The sequence below is a fragment of the Vibrio sp. 2033 genome (assembly GCF_033339735.1).
This window is the reverse complement of the sequence record NZ_JAWOVC010000033.1, coordinates 1-22,004: the sequence shown is the minus strand read 5'-3', so window position 1 is coordinate 22,004 and position 22,004 is coordinate 1. Positions and strand designations below refer to the sequence as shown.

General features: G+C 44.9%; 23 protein-coding genes. 16 read left to right on the top strand and 7 right to left on the bottom strand.

Annotation, left to right across the window (positions count from 1 at the left end):
• Positions 1 to 88: 88 nt before the first annotated feature.
• Together truC and R7P74_RS23015 are read right to left on the bottom strand one after the other, a co-directional pair.
• Positions 89 to 871: a tRNA pseudouridine(65) synthase TruC gene (gene truC, locus R7P74_RS23020; protein ID WP_005391793.1), complete on the bottom strand. Its 783-nt coding sequence runs from the start codon at positions 869 to 871 to the stop codon at positions 89 to 91.
• 4 nt (positions 872 to 875) lie between these two features.
• Entirely contained in the window at positions 876 to 1,190 is a 315-nt protein-coding gene (locus R7P74_RS23015; RefSeq protein WP_225474251.1) for a YqcC family protein, read from the bottom strand.
• Positions 1,191 to 1,266: 76 nt separating this feature from the next.
• Here R7P74_RS23015 and R7P74_RS23010 point away from each other — a divergent pair, with 76 nt between their 5' ends.
• The gene (locus tag R7P74_RS23010; RefSeq protein ID WP_225474252.1) at positions 1,267 to 2,304 is read left to right on the top strand and encodes a DUF3549 family protein; all 1,038 of its coding nucleotides are present in this window, start codon (positions 1,267 to 1,269) and stop codon (positions 2,302 to 2,304) included.
• A gap of 13 nt (positions 2,305 to 2,317) precedes the next feature.
• Entirely contained in the window at positions 2,318 to 2,617 is a 300-nt protein-coding gene (locus R7P74_RS23005) for a DUF3301 domain-containing protein (RefSeq protein WP_005380315.1), read from the top strand.
• Here the strand turns inward: R7P74_RS23005 and R7P74_RS23000 are convergent.
• On the bottom strand, positions 2,577 to 3,062 hold the full coding sequence (locus R7P74_RS23000) for a GNAT family N-acetyltransferase (RefSeq protein WP_081107518.1): 486 nt from the start codon (positions 3,060 to 3,062) through the stop codon (positions 2,577 to 2,579). The genes R7P74_RS23005 and R7P74_RS23000 overlap by 41 nt on opposite strands.
• 932 nt (positions 3,063 to 3,994) lie before the next feature.
• Here R7P74_RS23000 and R7P74_RS22995 point away from each other — a divergent pair.
• From R7P74_RS22995 to R7P74_RS22960, 8 genes are all read left to right on the top strand, one after another.
• Positions 3,995 to 4,288: a hypothetical protein gene (locus tag R7P74_RS22995; RefSeq protein WP_151515056.1), complete on the top strand. Its 294-nt coding sequence runs from the start codon at positions 3,995 to 3,997 to the stop codon at positions 4,286 to 4,288.
• Positions 4,285 to 4,734, top strand: coding sequence for a YaiI/YqxD family protein (locus R7P74_RS22990; protein ID WP_005380310.1), 450 nt, complete (start codon positions 4,285 to 4,287; stop codon positions 4,732 to 4,734). The genes R7P74_RS22995 and R7P74_RS22990 overlap by 4 nt, the downstream gene beginning before the upstream one ends.
• A gap of 194 nt (positions 4,735 to 4,928) precedes the next feature.
• On the top strand, positions 4,929 to 5,918 hold the full coding sequence (locus tag R7P74_RS22985) for a ketoacyl-ACP synthase III (protein WP_225474253.1): 990 nt from the start codon (positions 4,929 to 4,931) through the stop codon (positions 5,916 to 5,918).
• On the top strand, positions 5,915 to 6,901 hold the full coding sequence (locus R7P74_RS22980) for an NAD-dependent epimerase/dehydratase family protein (RefSeq protein WP_053349821.1): 987 nt from the start codon (positions 5,915 to 5,917) through the stop codon (positions 6,899 to 6,901). The genes R7P74_RS22985 and R7P74_RS22980 overlap by 4 nt, the downstream gene beginning before the upstream one ends.
• A complete protein-coding gene (locus tag R7P74_RS22975) occupies positions 6,870 to 7,733 on the top strand; it encodes an MBL fold metallo-hydrolase (protein WP_262634239.1) in 864 nt (287 codons plus the stop codon). The genes R7P74_RS22980 and R7P74_RS22975 overlap by 32 nt, the downstream gene beginning before the upstream one ends.
• Complete coding sequence (locus R7P74_RS22970) at positions 7,721 to 8,989, top strand: F390 synthetase-related protein (RefSeq protein WP_225474255.1); 1,269 nt, start codon at positions 7,721 to 7,723, stop codon at positions 8,987 to 8,989. The genes R7P74_RS22975 and R7P74_RS22970 overlap by 13 nt, the downstream gene beginning before the upstream one ends.
• Positions 8,977 to 10,089, top strand: a complete 1,113-nt coding sequence (locus R7P74_RS22965; protein ID WP_225474256.1) for an ATP-grasp domain-containing protein — start codon at positions 8,977 to 8,979, stop codon at positions 10,087 to 10,089. Before R7P74_RS22970 ends, R7P74_RS22965 begins: the two co-directional genes overlap by 13 nt.
• Entirely contained in the window at positions 10,086 to 11,159 is a 1,074-nt protein-coding gene (locus R7P74_RS22960; protein WP_225474257.1) for a hypothetical protein, read from the top strand. The genes R7P74_RS22965 and R7P74_RS22960 overlap by 4 nt, the downstream gene beginning before the upstream one ends.
• Positions 11,160 to 11,265: 106 nt before the next feature.
• On the opposite strand, the gene R7P74_RS22955 is transcribed toward R7P74_RS22960, so the two are convergent.
• The 3 genes from R7P74_RS22955 to R7P74_RS22945 form a co-directional block, all read right to left on the bottom strand.
• Positions 11,266 to 12,852, bottom strand: coding sequence for an AbgT family transporter (locus R7P74_RS22955; RefSeq protein ID WP_005380301.1), 1,587 nt, complete (start codon positions 12,850 to 12,852; stop codon positions 11,266 to 11,268).
• A 229-nt stretch (positions 12,853 to 13,081) separates the two neighbouring features.
• Complete coding sequence (ykgO, locus tag R7P74_RS22950; RefSeq protein ID WP_005380299.1) at positions 13,082 to 13,207, bottom strand: type B 50S ribosomal protein L36; 126 nt, start codon at positions 13,205 to 13,207, stop codon at positions 13,082 to 13,084.
• Between the two features lie 3 nt (positions 13,208 to 13,210).
• Positions 13,211 to 13,471, bottom strand: coding sequence for a type B 50S ribosomal protein L31 (locus R7P74_RS22945; protein WP_005380295.1), 261 nt, complete (start codon positions 13,469 to 13,471; stop codon positions 13,211 to 13,213).
• Between the two features lie 123 nt (positions 13,472 to 13,594).
• Here R7P74_RS22945 and tsaA point away from each other — a divergent pair, with 123 nt between their 5' ends.
• The 5 genes from tsaA to R7P74_RS22920 all read left to right on the top strand — a co-directional run bounded on the left by tsaA (position 13,595) and on the right by R7P74_RS22920 (position 17,474).
• Positions 13,595 to 14,290, top strand: coding sequence for a tRNA (N6-threonylcarbamoyladenosine(37)-N6)-methyltransferase TrmO (tsaA, locus tag R7P74_RS22940; RefSeq protein ID WP_005380294.1), 696 nt, complete (start codon positions 13,595 to 13,597; stop codon positions 14,288 to 14,290).
• Between the two features lie 111 nt (positions 14,291 to 14,401).
• Positions 14,402 to 16,117 (top strand): proline--tRNA ligase, encoded by a 1,716-nt coding sequence (locus tag R7P74_RS22935; protein WP_017820763.1) that lies wholly within the window; start codon positions 14,402 to 14,404, stop codon positions 16,115 to 16,117.
• A gap of 179 nt (positions 16,118 to 16,296) precedes the next feature.
• On the top strand, positions 16,297 to 16,965 hold the full coding sequence (locus tag R7P74_RS22930) for a tellurite resistance TerB family protein (protein ID WP_225474259.1): 669 nt from the start codon (positions 16,297 to 16,299) through the stop codon (positions 16,963 to 16,965).
• A 111-nt stretch (positions 16,966 to 17,076) separates the two neighbouring features.
• Positions 17,077 to 17,283: a YaeP family protein gene (locus R7P74_RS22925; RefSeq protein ID WP_005391765.1), complete on the top strand. Its 207-nt coding sequence runs from the start codon at positions 17,077 to 17,079 to the stop codon at positions 17,281 to 17,283.
• The gene (locus tag R7P74_RS22920) at positions 17,283 to 17,474 is read left to right on the top strand and encodes a DUF4250 domain-containing protein (protein ID WP_005380289.1); all 192 of its coding nucleotides are present in this window, start codon (positions 17,283 to 17,285) and stop codon (positions 17,472 to 17,474) included. Before R7P74_RS22925 ends, R7P74_RS22920 begins: the two co-directional genes overlap by 1 nt.
• A 104-nt stretch (positions 17,475 to 17,578) precedes the next feature.
• Here the strand turns inward: R7P74_RS22920 and R7P74_RS22915 are convergent, their stop codons facing one another.
• Positions 17,579 to 18,943: a sodium-dependent transporter gene (locus R7P74_RS22915; protein ID WP_033905531.1), complete on the bottom strand. Its 1,365-nt coding sequence runs from the start codon at positions 18,941 to 18,943 to the stop codon at positions 17,579 to 17,581.
• 378 nt (positions 18,944 to 19,321) lie between these two features.
• Between R7P74_RS22915 and R7P74_RS22910 the strand changes: the two genes are divergently transcribed.
• Positions 19,322 to 21,868 carry an Ig-like domain-containing protein gene (locus R7P74_RS22910; RefSeq protein WP_225474260.1) on the top strand — a complete coding sequence of 849 codons (2,547 nt, stop codon included), beginning with the start codon at positions 19,322 to 19,324 and terminating at the stop codon, positions 21,866 to 21,868.
• Positions 21,869 to 22,004 lie beyond the last annotated feature (136 nt).

Sequence of the window (22,004 nt, the reverse complement as noted above, 5' to 3'; positions counted from 1 at the left end):
TGGCGCTGGACTAAACAAAGGCCCCCTTTTAGGGGGCTCACACAAAGCCACCTTCTTTAGAAGGTGGTAATTTACTTGTACTCAATCATTATCTAGATCTAACTGCGCCGATTATCGGTTCATCCCACTCAAATCGAGTAAACAATTGCTGCCAAGTTTCATCAAGATTGGCCGTCATGACAATCTCTTGATCGGTAAATGGATGGACAAACCGTAACTCTGAAGCATGCAGTAGCAAACGATGAGAATCAAACTCTGTGCGATACAGCTTGTTGTGCTTTCCATCCCCGTGCGTTGTATCACCCACGATCGGATGGCGTAGATGTGCCATATGACGACGAAGTTGGTGCTTACGCCCCGTTTTAGGTTTCATCTCAACTAAGCAATAACGCGTTGTAGGAAATTTACCCGTCGAATAGGGAACCTCCACTTTAGCCAACGGCTTATATTCCGTCACCGCTTCTTGCGCTTCTTTTTCTTGTGAAGCGAACTTATCAGCAATCTTGTCTAACTCCACTTTGAGTGCGTAATCCAAGACGCCCTCTTCCTCAATCCAACCGCGTACTATCGCGTGGTACGTCTTTTCCATTTTATGTTCAGCAAACATCGGCATGACTTGTGACGCGACTTCACTCGACAACGCAAACACGAGCACACCAGATGTTGGACGATCCAGACGATGTAATGGGAACACATGCTGACCAATTTGGTCGCGCAAAGTTTGCATGACAAACTGAGTTTCGTGTTTATCTAACCAACTGCGATGCACTAACATGCCTGCAGGCTTGTTGACCGCTACAAAATATTCATCCTGATAAACGATCTCCAGCTCAACTGGTTCTGAAGATCGCGCTATTTTTTGTTCTAGCATTAGTTTACTTACACAGTTCGTCAATGGTTCGGATTGTAATAAGCAGCTCTGCGAACTGCGGTTCCTGCTTCCACGCTTCAGAAAAATAGGGCTCGAGAGAAAACCCTCTTGGCAATGGTTGGTTGTTTTCCACTAGCACGTGCATTCTGTCTATAAAGATCCACTGCAACCACTCATGAGGATGCAATGTATCAATCGCAAATGGCTCCACGCTTTGTAAGGCTTGCTCTGAAGGCCTAGTGTGTTGCCACAACTTATGTTCTTTAAGCTGCGTTTCAAGTTGGTGAAGTAAGTCGACCAATTGAGTATTTGTTACCATTAATTCTATCTCGAACCTTGAATTAGCCGAGAATGATACCATTTCTTGTGAAAAGAACGTTAGGACGTCGTATTTAATGGAAAACATTCAAACCCTCACTCAACTGTTGAACAACAGCCGCTGTGATTATCAAATCTTCGATCTTGGTCGTCGTATCAAAACCATCGCTAAGAAAGAGTTTGCCGATGTAGAAAAAGGTCAAGCATCGTACCCATTCCCAATGCAGCGTAAAGCACACCTTGCCATCGCTTATTGGAATGAACAAAAGCAACCTTGGATTTGGTTTCTAAAGTTTGAATTGGACGAGCGCGGTTTGTTAAAGCAATCAGATATCGGCAATTTCATTAAATACGTAGTGGAAGCCATGGGAACACGCCTCAATGGTGATATCTCTGAAGAGCAACAGCAAAAGCTGTCTAATAACCCATATACGTTCAAACCTTCCGAAGACAAAATGGCCGTGTTTCATAGCCAGGTCCGCGCGAACCTCGATCTTCCTACCAGCCAATATTATGAGCACACTCAGCATTACTTTTCAGGTGGTTTAGGCTGGGATAATTGGCAAACTGTAGGTCTGCAAGGGATCACCGACATGGCCGCTCGTTTGGACAAAGAGCAAAACGGGGTAATGATACGCAAAGCGTTGAACCACCTACCAAATGAGCCACTTTATGCCCTATTAGGTGCGCTTGAGCATGTAGAGCTTCAAGAGCGTTTAGCAGAACGTATCGCGGAAAAGGCACAGCAAGAAATCGCAAGTAGCGAACCTGATCTCTTCCTACTTTCAGCACTTATCCGAGCCCTTGCTGGTGCGCCAACAGAAGTCGCCTCTCCAGTATTAGATGCGATATTGCATAGCCCTCGTTTAAGCCATCAGGAGGTATTGATTGGTGTGGCGGGTCGCGCTTGGCACTTACTCGCCAATGAAAAGGTAGCAGAACAGTTTTTGCTGCGTTTAGCTCAAACCGGTAATCAAGCCCTATTTAATCAGTTATTTGCCGATTTAGTGATGCTGCCAGAGTTAAGGATGGTGTTATTGCCTTTACTGCATTCAAACCCATCAGAGGAACTAGCAAATGCGCTAGTAAGCTTACAACAAACAACAAAAAGCTAAGAAAGGTTCAGGAATGATTGGTGATCTTTTAGCAATTTTAGGGCTCTGCTTTTTCTGTTACCTGTTTTGGCAACAGCGTCGCCAAGCCGAACTCGCAAAAGCAGCCATCACGCGTAAATGTGAGCAATTGGATCTCCAATTAATCAGCATCGCCTTTGGTGCCCATAAACTAAAAACGCCAGACGGAGTCTGGCGTTGGCATACGGTGTATCAATTTGAGTTTTCATCTCTTGGTGACGATTGCTACCAAGGAGAGTTAACCATGGTCGGTTTCAGGCCGCAGAACTTTCACCTACCACCGCATCGCTTGTAAATTCCATTTCAAAGTAAGGACCATATATATCCTTACTTTCTTTTGTTTCAACAAATCCCAGCTTTTTCAGTACTGCCATAGAAGCTTGATGATTGCTATTCACGTTAGCTTTCACCTTATTCAAGCCCAATTCACGGCACGCTTTGGGGAAAAATGCTTTTAGTGCTTCTGTTGCTAACCCTTTACCCCAATATGCTTTATCAAAAATAAACCCTAATTCAGGTTCGGAATCGAGATTAGCAATGAACACGTGCCCCATATAGTCACGACTGGTGCTCTCTAGCACTGCCATACTATAAATGTTCTCATCATCCAGTATTTTCTCAAACATCTGTTTGGCAGACGCAACTGTATACGGACCATTCAATTCAGCACGGTTTTTCGCACAGCAATTCAGCATGACGAATTCTAGTTGCAACGACTCATTGTAGGGTAGAAGAAGCATTCTTCTGGTTACTATGGCCACATCTGTTCCTTGATTACAACAAACTTAATCTATCCGCAGATCACAAACTCGATGAGCTGAACATGCTCAATGATTGCGGGCATAACACCTTGTAGAGAAGCCGAAAGTTAAACCAACTGGTTGGAAAGGATATTGATCTGAGTTGTTTTTTATTAAGTGTTATTAGGAATTTATATATTTTGTGATATTGATATCCCCAAGTAACATCGAGATGCTTAATTCAATGAGAGCACTGGATATCGTTTTTATATAAGAAAGACCCCGACACATAAGTATCGGGGTCATGGTCTTACTCGCAGCAGTCCGGCTACTAAAAGTGCTCCATGCATCATCCATAATAGTGGCTGATTCCGTCAGCTTATTCCTTACGTCGCCGTCCTAGCGGTGTCCTTATCATCCTGACTGCTAACATTCCTCGTTAGCACACGTCACTTGTTCCTTGAGCGGTGTCCCTTGCATCTTCCTGATGCTGTCCATAACCTCAATCCTAGAGGGGTCCATTGTCTATCCTTAGTCATCAACATCCTATTGATGATCGTATCCTTACAATGTCCTACGCTCCATGCTTGATTAATCATCCTGACCAACCAAATCGTCTTCCTGACGATAACCAAATCCTTGGTGCTTTCCTGTTCCATGTCTGCTTCCTGCTGACAACTCTCAATTTACGCCTTTTCCAAAAATAGACAATCTATCCAAGATAAATATTTGGCCCTCACATTGGTTAACAAGTTGTTAAATCATTATTTATCATAAACTTAAGCTCTTTATCTTCTCTTTTTCCGCTTACGATATCGTTTTCTCTCACAACCTATGTAAGAGATCTCTCACACTACACTCTCCAAAATGCCATTCGCCAAATTAGCGCACTCAACGTATGATGATAGATATATCGTTGTTAAGGATTAAAAATGTTAACTCAAGACGTTACTAAAGAATTAGAAGCGGCAATGGAACAGTTGCAACAACAAGGAAAAGAGCCAACCGTAGCGTTAGTGAAAGCACGCTTGAAAACGCCAGTTCCAATGCCAGCATTAATCACCGCAATAAAAAGTTGGAAGAGTGCTCAACGCGTACCCAAGGTTGAAATCGCAGCACAACACCACACCGATAATGATCGTCTTGAAGCCCTAGAGCGCACCGTAACAATGCTAGCCATTCGTATTGAAGAGTTAGAAGCGAAACTCAGTGAGAAATCATCATGAAGTTATGGGTAGATGCAGACGCGTGTCCGAAAGTTATTCGCGAAACCATTGTGCGTGCCGCCGAGCGTACAGGGATTGAATGTACGTTTGTCGCTAACCACGTTGTCCCTGTGCCGAAAAGAGACAACATCCACTCGCTGCAAGTCCCTGCGGGATTTGACATCGCAGACAACGAAATCGTCAAGCGTGTGGAAGCCAACGATTTGGTGATCACGTCAGATATTCCGCTTGCAGATGAGGTTATCTCTAAAGGCGCTCAAGCCCTCAGTTCTCGTGGCGAGCTCTATACAAAAGACACCATCAAAGCTCGCCTAAATATCCGCGACTTTATGGAAACCATGCGTTCAAGCGGAATTCAGACTGGTGGGCCCGCCGCGCTTTCTCAAACCGATCGACGCGAATTTGCAAACCATTTGGATCGTATTTTGGCGAAATTTAAGAAGTAACCCTCACTCTATTCAAATTGAGCCAGCAAATAAAAGCCTGGCTCATTCCTGAAAATTCATTCTCAGCATTGCACCCAAAGCGTGCTCTTACTCCCATTTGTTTTGTTCTGTTTGTTTTTCATCTCGCTCGCCATAGCTTCAATATGCAACGTGGTTTATTTTGAACGACGTTTTTAATAAGTGTATAGAGAATAATGGGCTTTAACATCGTTTCCAGTGGAAGCTACCTGCCAACGAATCAATGGTCTGATCGAGAAATGGATCGCTTCCTAAAATTAGCGCCAGGGACCTGCCGAAATAAATTCGACGTTGAATATCGTCATGTAGCCAATACAAAAGAGACCGCTATTTACATGGCAATGCAGGCAATAGAGCAGTGTTTAGGAAACACACATACCTTAAGCTCCGTTGATCTTCTTATCTACGCTAGCGGCACACACCACCAGTCTCTGCCCTACGACGCCTCAGCGGTTCTCGCCGCGTTAGACGCTCCAACATGGCTAGAAAGCTTTGATTTGAACAGCACCTGTTTATCCTTTCTCTCTGCGCTTGATCTTGCCCAGAGTCTATTCTTAGCAAAACGATACCGTCGGATTCTTATTGTCACCAGCGAACTCGCCACTGGCATCACACTGAATCGAAATTTTACGCTCAAACCAGAAGTTGCAACGCTATTCGCAGACGGTGCCGCCGCATTTTTGCTCGAAGAACGCAACGATGATGGATTGCTCACCAGTCACTTTGAAACGCATCATACCGGGTATTCATTTTGTCAAATTAAGGGCGGAGGTAGTCATATCAATCCGCATACCTCCGAGCATCAAGCCTATTTAAAAAGTTGCCAGTTTGAGATGGAGGGCAAAGCACTCTTTAAACATGTGCGTAAAGCCTTACCAGCGTTTCTAAAAAAAGGGTTTGACGCCTCTCCGGTAACACTCGGCGATATTGATTATTTTCTTCCTCATCAAGCCAGCGCGCATGGATTAAAAAAACTGCCTTCACTCACCGGGCTACCAACAGAGAAAACCGTTAATCACTTTTCGACTTTGGGAAACCAAGTTGCCGCCTCACTCCCAATTAACTTACACTGGCTGCGTAATCAGCCAGAAGCCGCAGGAAAACATGTGTTATTAGCTGGCACCGCCGCAGGGTTGTCACTAGGGATGGGAGTGCTAAAACTATGAAGATATTGGTCACTGGTGGCAGCGGGATGTTGGGTAGCGCAATTCTGAGAATGTTTCACCAGCAGCATGAACTGCACTTTACAGCACGAAACACAGTCATCGCTAAACAACTCGCCGAGCAATTCGATGTTATCCCACATATAGTCGATTTAAGAGACCACTCAGCAGTTCATGCGGTATGCCAAGGTATGGATGCAATCATCCATTGTGCCGCTCTCTCAAGCCCATGGGGAAAGTGGCAGGCGTTTTATCAAGCCAATGTAGATGCCACCAAAAACCTCGTCAATGCGGCTAATACCTATCAAATCTCGCGTTTTATCCATATTTCCTCCACCAGCGTCTACTTTGACCATCAAGACCGTTGGAATATTCGAGAAACCGACGCCATAGCTTCATACTGGTGTAATGATTACGCACACACAAAATACCTATCGGAAATTGAAGCCGTAAAAGGCCAAAGCAAAGCGATCATTTTAAGACCGCGTGGCATTTTTGGACCCAATGATCGCGCGATTATCCCAAGAGTGCTTAAGGCGATAAAAAACAACACTCTGCTTCTGCCATCGGGTAGAAATCCTGTGGTTGATCTGACCTATGTCGACAACGTTGCCCATGCAGCGATGCTCGCTTGCACTCAGGCAGGCCAACTTCAGCATGGTGATGTGTTCAACATTTCCAACAACGAACCAATGCCAATTGAGACTGTTCTGCAAGCTTTATGTGAGGGGTTAAACCTAAAAGTAACGTTACAATCATTACCATACGGCGTTGTATCACCATTATTAAAGCTCAGTGAGCAAATACGAAGGCACTTACCACATCAGCCAGAACCAAGGCTCACCTCATACAGCGCAGGATTGTTTAACTACCATCAAACTCTGGATATCAGCAAGGCGAAACAAACACTGAATTACCAGCCGCTTTTTTCAATTCAAGAAGGAATACAGCAGTATGCAAACTGGTCTAAAAATAAAAATCTTTGAGGCTGGACACTGCGTACACCCAGGCTTTGTTGTCAAACCAGGTTCTGGTATCAAGCCTAGAGCATTTCCGGCAGCCGTTGCGTTAATTCAGCACCCAACACAAGGCAACATCCTGTTTGACACGGGATATCACGAGCATTTTTTTAACGCGACTCGTCCCTTCCCTGAACGTTTTTATGCTTGGACAACACCTTGTCGCTATAAAAAAGAACACGGAATTGTTGCGCAGTTAGCAAAAGAAAGTCTCAAACCTCATGATATTGAACACTTAGTGCTCTCCCACTTCCATGCTGATCACATTGCTGCCGTGTCTGAGTTTTCCCACTCTCAATTGCATTGCCAACAAAAAGGGGTAGATGCAATTACTAAAAGTGGTCGAATTGGAGGCGTAAGAAAAGGATACCTAAAAGCTCTACTTCCTCCACAGCTTGAACCTAACTTATTCATTCATAGTGATTTTTCTGTACCAATCAGCCAAATTATTCCTCAGTGCCAAGGTGTTAATTTGCTCTGTAAAGACATGTTCGACGATGGATTTATTTATATGGTTAGCTTGCCAGGCCATGCAGCTGGCCAAGTGGGCTTGCTAGTTAAAAGAGACCAAAGTTGGCTGTTCTTACTCGCCGATGCATGCTGGTTAATCGAGAGCTTGAGTGAAAATATCGATCAACATTGGCTGGCGAACATGCTTTGCGATGATACAAAAGCCTATAAAAACACCCTCTCCGAGTTGAGAAGTTGCTACCAACAAACCCACCACTTTGTTCGCTTCGTGCCTTCACATTGTCAGGAAACTATCCAGCAGCTAATCAAAGAAGGATGGATGAAGTGAGAACGCTTATCTCAGAATTCTGGCGAACCCGCTACCGCCCCTTCGGCTCAAGGGAACAAGTCGAAACATGGCAGCAACAACACTTAACGCAACACTTGGATTGGGTATGCCGTCATTCACCGTATTACCGCTCTTTTCAAGGTGCACCACTCAGTGATTTCCCTATCATGAATAAGCAAACCATGATGGAGAACATTTCAGAGTTGAATACGAAGGGCTTAGATGCTGAACAGTTAATGCAGCAGGCACTCAAAGCAGAGCAGTCACGCAACTTTGCCGCTTCGAAAGTTGGCGATGTTACGGTTGGGCTTTCTTCGGGCACATCAGGCATGCGCGGGTTGTTTCTTGCTGACAAACAGGAAACGCAACTGTGGGCTGGCAATATATTGGCTCGCCTGTTGCCCAACCTATGGCAAAAACACCGAATTGCTCTAGCCTTGCGCGCCAACAGCCCACTGTATAAATCCGTCGCGAAAGGGCCTGTCACATTTTTTTATGCCGATTTAACCAAACCTTACCAAGAATGGATAAAAGAGCTGGATGAGTTCCAACCCACGCTTTTGGTTGGTAGTGCGCAAGCTCTTCAGCTCTGCGCCCAGTTCAGCGGTCAATTTGGTCAACCCGCAATTCAACCACAGCGGATCATTTCTGGTGCAGAAGTCCTAACCGAGAGTGACCGTCACTTTATTTCTCAACGGTTCGACAGCGAACTCCATGAAGTCTATCAATGTACCGAAGGTTTTCTTGCATGTACTGATCAGCATGGACAAATGCGCTGGAATCAAGATGTTGTTTACATCGAAAAACATTGGCTGAATACCGAACGTACTCATTACAGCCCAATTATCACCGATTTTCGTCGTAAAACTCAGCCCATTATTCGTTATCAGCTCGACGATATTATTGAGAATAAACAGGATAATGGCGTATTTGAACCTCTTGGCGCGATTGCCGGACGATGTGGTGATCGCCTCACGCTAAACGCAAACCACGTCCCAGTGACGGTGTTACCAGATCTCATCTACCGCGCTATAACACTATTTGCCAAAGGTCGCATGGATTACCGAATCACCCAAACAGGGTCACAAGCCATTCAAATTGAAGCGGATTTTCACCACCATCGGGTTATACATCAAGCCTTGATAAAGTTGTTTGACCAATTGCGGCTTGATCCTGTCAGATTTAGTTACCGCCCTGCGCCTATTTGGACGCCAATGAATAAACAACGACGTGTGGTGAACATATGCGGGTCTTAATCACCGGAGCCCGAGCACCAGTTGCACTAGAGTGGGCAACCATGTGTATTCATCATGGACATGACGTAATTCTCACCGATTCGCTAAAAAAACCTCTAGGATCGTTTTTGCGAGGCATTGAGTCTTATATACCCACCGCTTCGCCTCGATTTGCGTTTCCCACCTACCAACAGCAGATCCTAAAAATCATTACTCAGATGCGTATTGATATAGTGATACCCACTTGTGAAGAAGTGTATTACTTGGCTCATGTTGCCAAACAATGCCCAGAAGTAGATTTTTTTCTGCCCCATGTGGGACTACTCAATGCCCTGCACAACAAGTTGACCGTCTTTGAACAGCTTCAAGGTTTGCCAGAAATCACACTTCCCAAAACTCGTTTGGTCGCTGATAAAAGTGAGATTGAAATTAATAAGAGAACCGTTCTAAAGCCCGTTTACTCTCGGTTTGGCGGGCAAGTCATAAGAGATGTGACGACTCAGTCTATTTCTGCCGCCACGATATCGCCCCTTTACCCTTGGGTTCAGCAACAAAAAATCCATGGGACTCCGGTGTGTAACTATGCCATTTTTGAACATGGTAACCTTAAAGCACACCAAGCTTATGTGCCGAAATACTGTGTAAACGGCTCGGCCGCCAGTGCTTTTCAGCCGATCTCGTGCGAACGACTAGATAGATTTATCGCAACTTTTGGTAAACGTCATACTTATCATGGGCAAGTGTCGTTTGACTTCATCAAATCACAAGATGAACTCTACGTGATTGAATGTAACCCAAGAGCCACCAGTGGTTTGCACCTACTCTCGTCTCGATGCAACCAACTGCTTCCTAATATGGATTTTACCAGTCCTTCCAAGCAGCGATTGCATCATTTAGGGCCAATAACACTCATCGCTGAAGGTGGATTATCCCTATTTAAGGTTAGAACTTGGCAAGATTGGTGGTCTGGAGTGAATGTGATGCAACAGCATAACTTGCCGGTAGGGAGCCAAATCCGGAGTATGTTTGAATTACTCCGGTTAGCTAGGCAGAACAAGACGAAGTGGAGCAACGCTTCTACCGTTGATATTGAGTGGAATGGAGAGGCATTGAACTCATGACGCTTTCCTCTCAAGAATGGCATAAAACCTTTATCACTCTTATGCAGTCGAATCCCATTGATGAATGCACAGCAAGCTTTGGTTGCTACTATATCGATGATGTTGCCATTCCTTACTCCGTAACACCAAAAATACCAAACAACTGTTATGCCGTGTCCCCTATGACACTGCTTAGTGGCTACGCCGAAGAAGAGCTTCACAAAGTCAAAAATGTGGCTGTTCGATGGGTATGTAAGTTACTTATTAATATGACTAAACCAATCTTATCATTGGCTGGATTGGATCAAGTCCAAACTCTCAACAATCAGTGCTTGTCCACCAATATGTATAGCGAACAATGGGCAGCCTTAAATCTCGATGAACTGCGTCGCGTCGCACTCGATCAATACCCCACCTTTCCCTTGGTGCTTCGCTCCATTAACCAACGTCAACAATCACGCTTTATTCAGCGATTAGAGCAGCAGCAATGGCAAAGCTTGGTAACACGACAAGTGTATTTACTTGATGATTGGCAAGCGTTCAGCTTCAACCGAGATTTAACGAAAGACTTCAAACTGCTTAATGATAAAGATTGGCAGTTTAGGCCACTGACCACTGATGAAGAGTTTCAGCGTGCCAAAGAGTTATATGACATGCTTTACCTTGATAAATACAGCCTCAATAACATACAGTTTTCAACCCAATATTTAAAACAGGCGAGCCAGAACAAATTAGTACAGTTAGTGGGACTGTTTTATCAAGAAGAGATGCTGGCTACGTTAGGCATTGTAGAAATTGATAATGATATGACTTGCCCAATTTTTGGCTACGATACCAATAAGCCACAACGCCTCGCATTGTATCGTCGAATATCGGCCTATACCATCCGCCACGCAATGATATTCCAGCGTCGCTTTAATATGAGCTCAGGTGCTCCGGCTTTTAAACGCAACAGAAAAGCCCGGCCAGAAATTGAATTTAGCTATGTTTATATTGCGCACTTACCTTGGTACAAACGCATAATTTGGAAAAGCTTATGCTGGCTCACTCAGCACTTTTATCGCCCTTTGTTGATGCGTTTTCAGCTATAAACCGACATCTATAATCAGGTAAGCCTGCGTACACAGTCTCAATCGATAAAAAAGCCTGCGACGTTCGCAGGCTTTTTATAATGGAGCTGTGTGAGGTAACCGTTTTCTACGGTGTGTAGTATGTTGCTGCGCCAGGGCCTACTGGTAAACCAAATACGAATACCCATAGGTAGAACAGCACACTCCAACCTACAATGAAGCAGATTGAGTAAGGTAGCATGGTCGCGATCAGCGTACCGATACCTAAGTTCTTCATGTAACGAGTCGCTACGGCAAGAATCAAACCAAAGTAGCTCATCATTGGAGTAATGATGTTTGTCGTCGAGTCACCAATTCGGTAAGCAGCCTGAATCGTTTCCGGTGCATAACCAACAAGCATCAACATAGGAACAAAAATCGGAGCCGTTACTGCCCACTGTGCCGATGCCGAACCAATCATTAGGTTGATAAAGCCACACATCAGGATGAAGGCAAAGAACAACATTGGACCAGTTAAGCCAATTTCTTGCAGGAAGCTAGCGCCAGCAACCGCGAATACCTGACCGAAGTTAGTCCATTTAAAGAAAGCAACGAACTGAGCCGCAAAGAAAACTAATACAATGTACATGCCCATAGAAGACATAGATTTCGCCATTGCATCAATTACATCGCGATCCGTCTTCATCGTGCCAACAACTTTACCAAACACAAAGCCTGGAATAGCAAAGAACACAAAGATGAATGCCACGATACTTTTCAGGAATGGTGAACCTGCAATTGTACCTGCATCAGAACGTAGAATGCCGTCTTCTGGAACAACCGTCCAAGCAAGCAGCGCTGAAACAACCAGTACAGCAACACCTGCTAGTTTTAGGCCTTTCTTCTCAATGTCTGTTAAGCCACCCATTTTGTCGTTCGACAAATCTTCTGAGGCTTCTTCTTCACTGTATTTGCCAAGCTTTGGCTCAACAATTTTTTCAGTAACAAACGCACCTGTGATTGCAATGAAGAATGTCGACACAAACATGAAGTACCAGTTAACTTCTGGACCAACAGTGTAAGTTGGGTCGATCATTTGCGCCGCCGTTTCAGTAATGCCTGACAACAGCGGGTCAACCGTACCAATAAGTAGGTTTGCTGAGTAACCACCAGATACACCAGCGAACGCCGCAGCAAGACCGGCAAGTGGATGACGACCTAAAGAATGGAACAGCATTGCAGCCAGTGGAATAAGTACCACATAGCCAAGCTCTGATGCCGTATTTGAAATGATACCCGCGAAAACGACCGTCACTGTTACCATGCGTTGAGATGCACCCATGACTAAGCCACGCATTGCTGCAGATAGCAAGCCTGAGTATTCAGCAATAGCAACACCCAACATCGCAACCAATACCGTACCCAAAGGTGCAAAGCCGACAAAGTTTTTCACTAGATTGGTAACGATTAGTTCAAGGCCATCAGCGTTAAGCAAGCTAACGACATGAATCATGCCATCCGCGGCACGACCTTTTGCACCCTCAGGACGAGGATCAACTACGGAAACTTCGAAGTATCCTGCAATACCCGACATCACCAGAATGGCTAAACAGAAAATGGCAAATAGTGTGATCGGGTGGGGTAATAAGTTCCCCAAATATTCGACAGTATCCAAAAAGCGCGTAAACAGCGGCTTCTTAGGCGAGTTTTGTTTAATTGAATCAGATGAACTCATCTGTTCCCTCCTTGTTTTTATTCCTATGCAAATGTGACAAAAATGTCAAAAAGCGTGCGAAGGGTACTTGAGTAGAAGGTCAAATAAAAGCCCTAAATGTTACAAACTGTGACGAACGGAGGCATTTATAACCAACATTGAATAAAAATGTAGATATTTCATCCATGTAAGATAATTAACTCAACATTATCAATTAAACAAAACCATAAGTTAGATATATGCAGGTTGATTACTTTTGCACAGCTTTGAATCTCGGGTTCGTTTTACAAATGACATAAAGACGCCCTCTCCGTTTTACAATCTGGCAATCCGGATGACGACTTTTTGCACTTTTTAATGATTTTACTACCTTCATGATTTATTCCTTTTCGCTCTTAAATTGACCAAAACGACGGTTGAAGTTCGCAATGCGACCTTCGGTTTGTACAACGCGCTGTTTACCGGTGTAGTACGGGTGAGAAGCTGACGACACATCTAACGTAAAGTAAGGGTAAGTTTTGCCATCTTTCCATTCGATGGTTCTCTCCGTTTTCAACGTAGAACCAACGACAAAGTACTTATCTACACTGGTGTCGTGGAACACCACAGGACGATATTCAGGGTGGATTCCTGGTTTCATAATACTTTTCCTTTTAATTAATCTGTTATGTTATAACATTTTAATTAATAATCATTATCAACAAGAAAAGCAAGAGAAATTTGTGATACTTTTCATCTCAATGAATTCTTAAAGATGTCCACCATGTATTCCATCGAACCCATCGGCGTCATTGAGACACCGTACAAAGAAAAGTTTGCAGTTCCGCGCCAACCACGCTTAGTACCAGAGGCTAAAGCACGCGTAAAACTGTTAGGTGCAGCAAATAGCCCTGAAGCAGTGCGTGGGCTAGAACAGTTCTCTCACGTTTGGTTGTTGTTTCTATTTGATCAGAACCTGGAAGCTGGTTGGAAACCAACTGTACGTCCGCCACGATTAGGCGGCAATGAACGAATTGGTGTCTTTGCCTCGCGCTCGACTTTCCGTCCAAACGGAATCGGAATGTCAGCCGTTGAAGTGAAAGGAGTCACTAAGCAAGGCGATCAAATCTATCTTGATTTAGGCAGTGTAGATCTCGTGGATGGGACACCGATTGTGGATATTAAGCCTTATATCCCCTATTCGGATTCTATTTCGGAAGCACAAGGCGGATACGCAGACCAAGAGCCAGAAAAGTCACAAGTCACCTTTTCTGCTCAAGCATTAGCAACGATAGAAAATCGATCCGATACTGACTATGTAAGATCAGTCATTGAACAAGTTCTGGCACAAGATCCTCGCCCTGCATATAAGAAAAACAAGCCGGACGACAAAGAATATGCGGTAAATTTGTTCGACTTGAACGTAAAGTTCACAGCAACAAGCAACTTAATAACGGTTACCGCTATTGAAAGCTTTTGACAAACGCAATTGGCTGATATTATAGACGGCTAACAAATTTCCCTTTCGGGAACTCCCATACTCCTGCTTATTCAAGCTTGAGTATCTAACTTAAATAAACGGATAAATTTAATGCGTACCAGTAATTATCTTCTTTCTACTCTGAAGGAGACTCCAAACGACGCAGAAGTAGTGAGCCACCAGCTCATGCTACGTGCAGGTATGATCCGTAAGCTGGCTTCAGGTTTATACACCTGGCTACCTACTGGTCTACGTGTACTGCGTAAAGTCGAAAACATCGTTCGTCAAGAAATCGACAATGCAGGCGCAGTCGAAACTTTGATGCCCGTTGTTCAGCCGTTTGAACTATGGGAAGAGACAGGCCGCAGCGAAAAGATGGGCCCTGAGCTACTTCGCTTTACTGACCGTCATGTTCGTCCGTTTGTACTTAGCCCAACCGCTGAAGAAGTGATCACTAGCCTTGTTCGCAATGAAGTGAGCTCTTACAAACAGCTTCCGCTAAACCTGTACCAAATCCAAACTAAATTTCGTGACGAACGACGCCCACGTTTTGGCGTAATGCGTTCACGTGAATTCTCAATGATGGATGCGTACAGCTTTGACATTGATAAAGACGGACTACAAAAGTCATACGACGCAATGCACGATGCTTACTGTAAAGCATTCGATCGCATGGGTCTGGATTACCGTCCTGTACTTGCAGATAGCGGTGCTATCGGTGGTAGCGGCTCTCAAGAGTTCCACGTACTGGCTGAAAGCGGCGAAGATATCATCGCATTTTCTAGCGAGTCAGATTACGCGGCAAACATTGAAAAAGCAGAAGCACTAGCTCCAGCCTCTGAGGCTGCGGCACCAACACAAGAAATGACGTTGGTTGATACGCCAAACGCGAAAACAATCGCTGAATTGGTTGAGCAGTTCGAACTACCAATTGAAAAAACAGTGAAAACACTGTTTGTGAAAGCATCTGACGAAGTTGATACGCCAATCATCGCGCTTATTATTCGTGGTGATCATGAACTGAACGAAGTGAAAGCAGAAAACCTTCCTCAGGTTGCAGCTCCATTGGAAATGGCATCTGAAGAAGAAATTCGTGAGCTTATCGGTGCAGGCCCTGGTTCACTAGGCCCTGTTGGCCTTAAACTGCCGTTCATTGTTGACCGCAGCGTTGCGGTAATGAGCGACTTCGGTGCGGGCGCGAACATCGATGGCAAACACTACTTCGGTATTAACTGGGGTCGTGATGTAGAGCTTGGTCAAGTTGAAGACCTACGTAACGTTGTGGAAGGTGACCCAAGCCCATGTGGCAAGGGCATTATCCAGCTTAAGCGTGGTATCGAAGTTGGCCATATCTTCCAACTAGGTAACGCTTACTCCGCAGCGATGAACTGTGGTGTACTGGGTCCTGATGGTAAGAACGTCATCCTAGAAATGGGGTGTTACGGTATCGGTATCACTCGCGTAGTAGCGGCTGCTATTGAACAAAACCACGACAAATACGGCATCATCTGGCCAGATGCAATCGCACCATTCCAGGTAGCGATCGTTCCAATGAACATGCACAAGTCAGAAGAAGTGAAAGAAGCCGCTGAGAAATTGTACGCTGAGCTAACGGCAATGGGCATCGAAGTGCTATTTGACGACCGTAAAGAACGCCCAGGCGTAATGTTCTCTGACATGGAGCTTATTGGTGTACCGCATACCATTATTATCGGTGACCGCTCAATGAAAGAAGGCAACTTCGAATACAAGAACCGTGCTACTGGTGAGAAAACAGCAGTCGCAATGACTGACATTGTTGAGCACGTAAAAGCTCAACTAAAGTAAGCACTCGACGAGTTCGCATTTGAAGTAGTTTCAAATAGTTAAAAAGGGTTGGCTTCGGTCAGCCCTTTTTTATTACAGCTCAACATCCTCCCTCCACCTTTTTCGAACTATTCACTTTGTTAATCTTTGGTTCAGCTTCTTGCTATTAAACTGATTTCATCATCTAAAGGAGGTCAGTTATGGATTTAAAAAGTCTTCTAAACCAAGCACTCAAATCAGACTTACTTAAGCAAGGTGCAGATGCATTGGGCAAACAAACCAACAACATCAAATCCTCATCAAATTCAAGTAGCCTAAAAACGCTAGGAGCAGGTGCTGTAGGCGGAGGCCTCATCGGTATGCTGATGGGCTCAAAGAAAAGTAAAAAAATGACTAAAAAAGTAGGGTCAAGCGCATTAAAAGTCGGTGGCGCAGCTGCGCTTGGAGCCTTGGCCTACAAAGTGTATAACGACTGGCAAGCCAAGCAATCCGGTCAAGGTGTTCAAGAAACCTTTGACCCCGATGACAGTAAACACAGTGTCTTAATTTTAAAAGCAATGATTGGAGCTGCAAAAGCTGATGGTCACGTTGATGAAGAGGAAATGGCGCGCATTGAACAAGCTCTCGCGGATATGGGCGCAGATGAGCAAGTTCGTCACCTCGTTCAGCAAGAGTTAAACAAACCGCTTGATCCTGCTGAAATTGCTAATCAGGCGACCTCTCCTCAACAAGCGTCAGAAATTTACCTGGCGTCTTTGATCGTCGCTGATGAACAAAACTTTATGGAAAAAGCGTATCTGCAAGAACTAGCAAAACAACTTCAACTTTCACCAGAAGTCACCCAGCAGTTAGAAGCACAAATGCAGTGATTAAATCTCGCTCAAGCAAACCTTCAACTTGAGCCAAAACAACTCTGTACTTTGAGTTTCAAATCCGCTGTGTGTATATTGAGATAAGTTATCATTTAGTGGAAAGAAAACATGCAAGTATACGGCTGTTGTGAACTGGTTCGTGAGCTTTATGCTCAGATTGGTAGTGGCGATCAAGCTTATATTCCCCAAGCAATTTCATGTGCAGTTAAAGCACTGAACGATGTTGCAGCGGATGAGTCCCTGCCTAAAGAAGTGCGTGAAAAAGCGGCATTTGCTGCGGCAAACCTACTGATTTCAGATTTTGAGGATAAGTAATGAATCTAGCGAACTTTGAATCCATGGATCCTGTCATGCTGATGAGCATTGTGAATATGAAGCTACGCGACGACTTCGGTGGTGACTTAGATAAACTGGTGGCTTTCTTCGATATCGAACGCACAGCACTTGAGACAAAACTGGCTTCTGCTGGTTTTGACTTTCTTCCAGAAGCAGGACAATTCCGTTAATCAACACCATTCTTGGCGGATAACCGAAACGAGAATAACCAATATGAAAAAGGGCTTGATGAGTTACCATCAAGCCCTTTTCTTTTATTCGATAGGCGTCTCGGTTAGCCAAATGAAGCCCAGATGACTGTCGCCACAAGAATTGGACATACAAACTTCACATACGCAGGCCATAACTTACCAAACCAACCTTGCGTAAACTCCGGGCAACCTTGCTCAAGCTCTTTGATTTTTGAGTTGCGATTCCATACCCAACCACCAAATAAGCAGAATAAGAGCGCAGCGGTTGGTTGTAGATACTGAGTAGCAACCGTCGCGACCATACCAAATAGAGCACCAAAATTATAAACAATCACCACACTGAACAAAGCAATGAGACCACCTAAAACCCAGCTCGTTGCGCTGCGCTTAGTATTGAAGCGCTCACTCACTAAAGCCACTGGACACTCTAACATTGAAATGGAAGACGTTAGCGCCGCAATCGTCAGCAATAAGAAGAACACAATAGAGAATAATTGACCAAGCAAACCTAAACTATCAAACATTAGTGGCAATACCGTAAACACTAACGTATCTGAGCTTAAGAGAGAGCCATCTTCTGCATAGATTTGAACGCCCTTTTGCATTGCTACAAACATCGCTGGCATCACCACTAACCCTGCAATGAAAGCAACGGCAGTATCTACCATGGTCACGTTCATCGCCATCTTTGGTAGGTTTTCTTTCTTACTCAAGTAAGATCCGTAAATCAACATTGAGCAGCCACCGATCGTAAGCGAGAAGAAGCCCTGTCCCATTGCAGCAAGAATCAACTTGCGGTCCCATACCTTTTCAAAATCCGGCACTAGGTAATGTTTCAGACCTTCCATCGCACCGTTTTGCGTCATGATGTAAGCAAATAGCAGAGCAAACAGAACAAACAATGCTGGCATCAAACGTGTGGACCACTTCTCAATACCTTGTTTTACGCCACCTTGTACGATGAGAATCGTCAGTACATAAAAAGTAATGGTTCCGAACAAGTTACGTTCAACACTAAAGCCCTTTAGCCATTGAGTTGCAGCTTCTAACCCCATTAGATCTGTGATTGCACCCAGTAAAAAGCAGATCAACCAACCACCAACAATTGAATAAAACGCTAAGACAGCGCTTGGTACGCTTAAACCAATCCAACCCACAATGCCGCCGAGTTTTTTACCGGTAGGGTTATCTGTGATTGCACGCATACTGTCTACAGGGTTGGCTTGACCATGGCGACCAATCGCCATTTCAACCACCAGCATCGGAAATGCGACGATAAGAATCATCACCAAATAAACTAATAGGAAAGCACCGCCACCATTACTGGCAGCTTGAGTTGGGAAGCCCCAAATATTGCCAAGGCCAACTGCGGCACCTGCGGCAGCTAAGATGAACCCGAGACGAGAGCCAAAATGCTCGCGAGGCTGAGAAGAGGTTTGCTGTGTCATACTACTCACACAAAAATATCATTGAACTAGCTAACTAGTACACTATAGCAATATTCACTATTCAACAAGAGTACCTCGGTTAAATCCTCGACAGTTGAAGTAATTTATAGTCATTCAGCTTGTAAATTTTAACGTACATCTCATATTCATCGCTCAAAAGCCTCGTGACTGTTGCTCGTTTCACGTGGCTGAATTTTACCAATCCTTCTGCCGTGAAGTGAGCCGAAAAATAATGAGCTCTGGTGTAAGGGACGAACTGTTCCTCGTGATACTGTGTCGAAAAGCAGAATATTGTGCTTCGCTTTTTCCCCCTAATGTCTATTTATCAGCTAGTTATTACTCTGTTCTCATTTATACCCATGATTCAAGGAGAGGAAAATGAAGGTCACCCTACTTCACGGAGCGATGATTGTAGCACTCAGCGCCAGCTACCAAGCTCAAGCCTATAACTGTCAAAGTCTACCCGACTGGGACAGCACTGCGACTTATACATCGGGCGCTTTAGTAAAAACGCAAGGAGCCGCTTATGAGGCTGCATATTGGACGCAAGGCAATGACCCCGTGACCAACTCAGGATCTTGGGAAGCATGGAAAGCGTTAGGGCAATGCGATGGTGGAAGCAACAACTTATCACCAACGGTGTCGTTCTCCTCTCCAATAAACAACGCACAAATTCCCGAAGGCAGTGCGATCACTTTGTTAGCCAACGCAGCTGACGAAGATGGCCAAATCACACAAATTGAGTTTGTTGCAGGCAACCAAACGGTTGCTGTGGTAACTCAAGCACCATTCGAAGCTTCTTGGACAGCTATTGAAGGGATCTCGCAATTGACCGCAATTGCGACAGATAATGAGGGAGCTGTTAGCACCACGACGATTTCTATCCAAGTTCAACCACAAGTCGAATTACCGCCACCAAGCATTTCATTGACAAGCCCAGTAGGCACAGAAGTGCTTAATGTAGGCGATAACCTAACCGTAGCCGCTCAAGCTGACGATATTGATGGTGTGGTCACACAAGTTGAGTTCTTCGTAAACAATCAATCTGTCGCCATTGATACTAGCGCACCTTACGAATATCAATGGACCGCTAGTCCAGGTACATACTCGTTCAAAGCACAAGCGACTGATGATACAAACCTCGCAACGATGAGCCAAGAAGTAGCGCTGGTTATTAGTAATTCAGAAACCGGAACGGGCGGATGTGCAGATGCAGTACCTTATGTGGCAGGCACAAGTTATCAAGCTGGCGACCTGGTTTCTCACTTCAACCAAAAATATCGTTGTGATGTTGCTGGTTGGTGCTCCTCGGATGCGACATGGGCTTACGAGCCTGGTGAAGGGCTATACTGGCAAGATGCTTGGAGTGGCCTAGGTGCTTGTTCGACACCACCGCAAGTTACCATTACGGCACCAACGGATGGACAAGTCGTGCTCGCTGGCAGCAATAACGAAATCACGGCAAACGCAAGCGATGCTGATGGCACAGTCACGCAAGTTGAGTTTTTTGCGAACAACACCAGCTTAGGGGTCACCACTCAAGCGCCATATTCCGTTACTTGGAACGCCACACTTATTGGCGCTAACCAGCTTAAAGCCGTCGCAACCGATAATGATAACAACACGTCAGAGTCCCTGGTTGGTGTGGAAGTCAGCGATAAAGATTTGGTCGTCTCTCTGACTTCACCAAGCAGCGGTCAGACCACCGGATTAGGCAAAAGCCTCGCATTAAGCGCCGATGCAACGTCTTTAACTTCAGGCATTAAACACGTTGATTTCATGATCAACGGCTCTATTGTTGCAACCGATACCACGGCACCTTACACAGCCAACTGGACACCAACTGCACTTGGTAACTTTACAGTTAGCGCCCAAGCTGTGGATTTGTCAGGAAGCAATGCATTGTCTGACGCCGCAGCAATAACGGTGGTTGAGCAAGTAGATAAACGCCATAAACTCATCGGTTACTGGCACAATTTTGTAAATGGAGCGGGCTGTCCAATTCGTCTAGCAGATATGGCAGATGCTTGGGATGTGATTGATATTGCCTTTGCTGAAAATGATCGCAACAGTGATGGCACCGTGCACTTTAATCTATATTCAGGCGATATTTACAGCGATTGTCCAGCACTCGATCCAACACAATTCAAGCAGGACATGGCAGCGCTTCAAGCTAAAGGTAAGAAGTTTGTTCTCTCTCTTGGCGGCGCAGAAGGCACGATTACGCTGAATACCGACCAAGATGAAGCCAACTTTGTCTCTAGCCTAACAGGTCTTATCGCTGAGTGGGGCTTTGATGGTCTAGATGTGGATTTAGAGAGTGGTTCTAACTTAGTTCATGGCTCGCAAATTCAAGCTCGCCTTGGTCGTGCTTTGCTTCAAATAGAGCAAAACATGGGTGGCGATATGTACCTAACCATGGCGCCTGAGCACCCTTATGTTCAAGGCGGCTATGTGGCTTACAGCGGTATTTGGGGAGCTTACATTCCTGTGATAAACGAGACACGCAGCACGCTCGACTTGCTTCACGTCCAGTTATATAACAACGGCGGTTTGCCAAACCCATACCTGCCAGGCAGTGCACCAGAAGGCTCTGTGGATATGATGGTAGCGCAATCTAAAATGCTTATCGAAGGTTTTGAGTTGGCCGACGGCACTCAATTTGCACCATTGCGTGATGATCAAGTCGCAATCGGCTTACCTTCAGGTCCTAGCTCGGCAAATTCAGGGCAGGCTCCGACACAGAATATTATCAGCGCACTAGATTGTTTAACCAAAGGCACTTCATGTGGCACCGTTAAGCCAGCGTACCATTACCCGAATTATGCAGGGGTAATGACGTGGTCTATCAACTGGGATCAGCATGATGGTTTTAACTTCTCAAAACCTGTCGGCGATAAACTCACTCAGATGAACGCGCAGTAAGTTGTTAATGAGCAAACGAATAACATCGTCTTGCTTTCATTACCTGTTCAAGTATGTAAAAGTAAATTACCACCTTCTAAAGAAGGTGGCTTTGTGTGAGCCCCCTAAAAGGGGGCCTTTGTTTAGTCCAGCGCCA

Coding starts and splice junctions, on each gene's coding strand:
- truC (WP_005391793.1), bottom strand. CDS start 871: ATGCTAGAACAAAAAATAGCGCGATCTTCAGAACCAGTTGAGCTGGAG.
- R7P74_RS23015 (WP_225474251.1), bottom strand. CDS start 1,190: ATGGTAACAAATACTCAATTGGTCGACTTACTTCACCAACTTGAAACG.
- R7P74_RS23010 (WP_225474252.1), top strand. CDS start 1,267: ATGGAAAACATTCAAACCCTCACTCAACTGTTGAACAACAGCCGCTGT.
- R7P74_RS23005 (WP_005380315.1), top strand. CDS start 2,318: ATGATTGGTGATCTTTTAGCAATTTTAGGGCTCTGCTTTTTCTGTTAC.
- R7P74_RS23000 (WP_081107518.1), bottom strand. CDS start 3,062: ATGCTTCTTCTACCCTACAATGAGTCGTTGCAACTAGAATTCGTCATG.
- R7P74_RS22995 (WP_151515056.1), top strand. CDS start 3,995: ATGTTAACTCAAGACGTTACTAAAGAATTAGAAGCGGCAATGGAACAG.
- R7P74_RS22990 (WP_005380310.1), top strand. CDS start 4,285: ATGAAGTTATGGGTAGATGCAGACGCGTGTCCGAAAGTTATTCGCGAA.
- R7P74_RS22985 (WP_225474253.1), top strand. CDS start 4,929: ATGGGCTTTAACATCGTTTCCAGTGGAAGCTACCTGCCAACGAATCAA.
- R7P74_RS22980 (WP_053349821.1), top strand. CDS start 5,915: ATGAAGATATTGGTCACTGGTGGCAGCGGGATGTTGGGTAGCGCAATT.
- R7P74_RS22975 (WP_262634239.1), top strand. CDS start 6,870: ATGCAAACTGGTCTAAAAATAAAAATCTTTGAGGCTGGACACTGCGTA.
- R7P74_RS22970 (WP_225474255.1), top strand. CDS start 7,721: ATGGATGAAGTGAGAACGCTTATCTCAGAATTCTGGCGAACCCGCTAC.
- R7P74_RS22965 (WP_225474256.1), top strand. CDS start 8,977: ATGCGGGTCTTAATCACCGGAGCCCGAGCACCAGTTGCACTAGAGTGG.
- R7P74_RS22960 (WP_225474257.1), top strand. CDS start 10,086: ATGACGCTTTCCTCTCAAGAATGGCATAAAACCTTTATCACTCTTATG.
- R7P74_RS22955 (WP_005380301.1), bottom strand. CDS start 12,852: ATGAGTTCATCTGATTCAATTAAACAAAACTCGCCTAAGAAGCCGCTG.
- ykgO (WP_005380299.1), bottom strand. CDS start 13,207: ATGAAGGTAGTAAAATCATTAAAAAGTGCAAAAAGTCGTCATCCGGAT.
- R7P74_RS22945 (WP_005380295.1), bottom strand. CDS start 13,471: ATGAAACCAGGAATCCACCCTGAATATCGTCCTGTGGTGTTCCACGAC.
- tsaA (WP_005380294.1), top strand. CDS start 13,595: ATGTATTCCATCGAACCCATCGGCGTCATTGAGACACCGTACAAAGAA.
- R7P74_RS22935 (WP_017820763.1), top strand. CDS start 14,402: ATGCGTACCAGTAATTATCTTCTTTCTACTCTGAAGGAGACTCCAAAC.
- R7P74_RS22930 (WP_225474259.1), top strand. CDS start 16,297: ATGGATTTAAAAAGTCTTCTAAACCAAGCACTCAAATCAGACTTACTT.
- R7P74_RS22925 (WP_005391765.1), top strand. CDS start 17,077: ATGCAAGTATACGGCTGTTGTGAACTGGTTCGTGAGCTTTATGCTCAG.
- R7P74_RS22920 (WP_005380289.1), top strand. CDS start 17,283: ATGAATCTAGCGAACTTTGAATCCATGGATCCTGTCATGCTGATGAGC.
- R7P74_RS22915 (WP_033905531.1), bottom strand. CDS start 18,943: ATGACACAGCAAACCTCTTCTCAGCCTCGCGAGCATTTTGGCTCTCGT.
- R7P74_RS22910 (WP_225474260.1), top strand. CDS start 19,322: ATGAAGGTCACCCTACTTCACGGAGCGATGATTGTAGCACTCAGCGCC.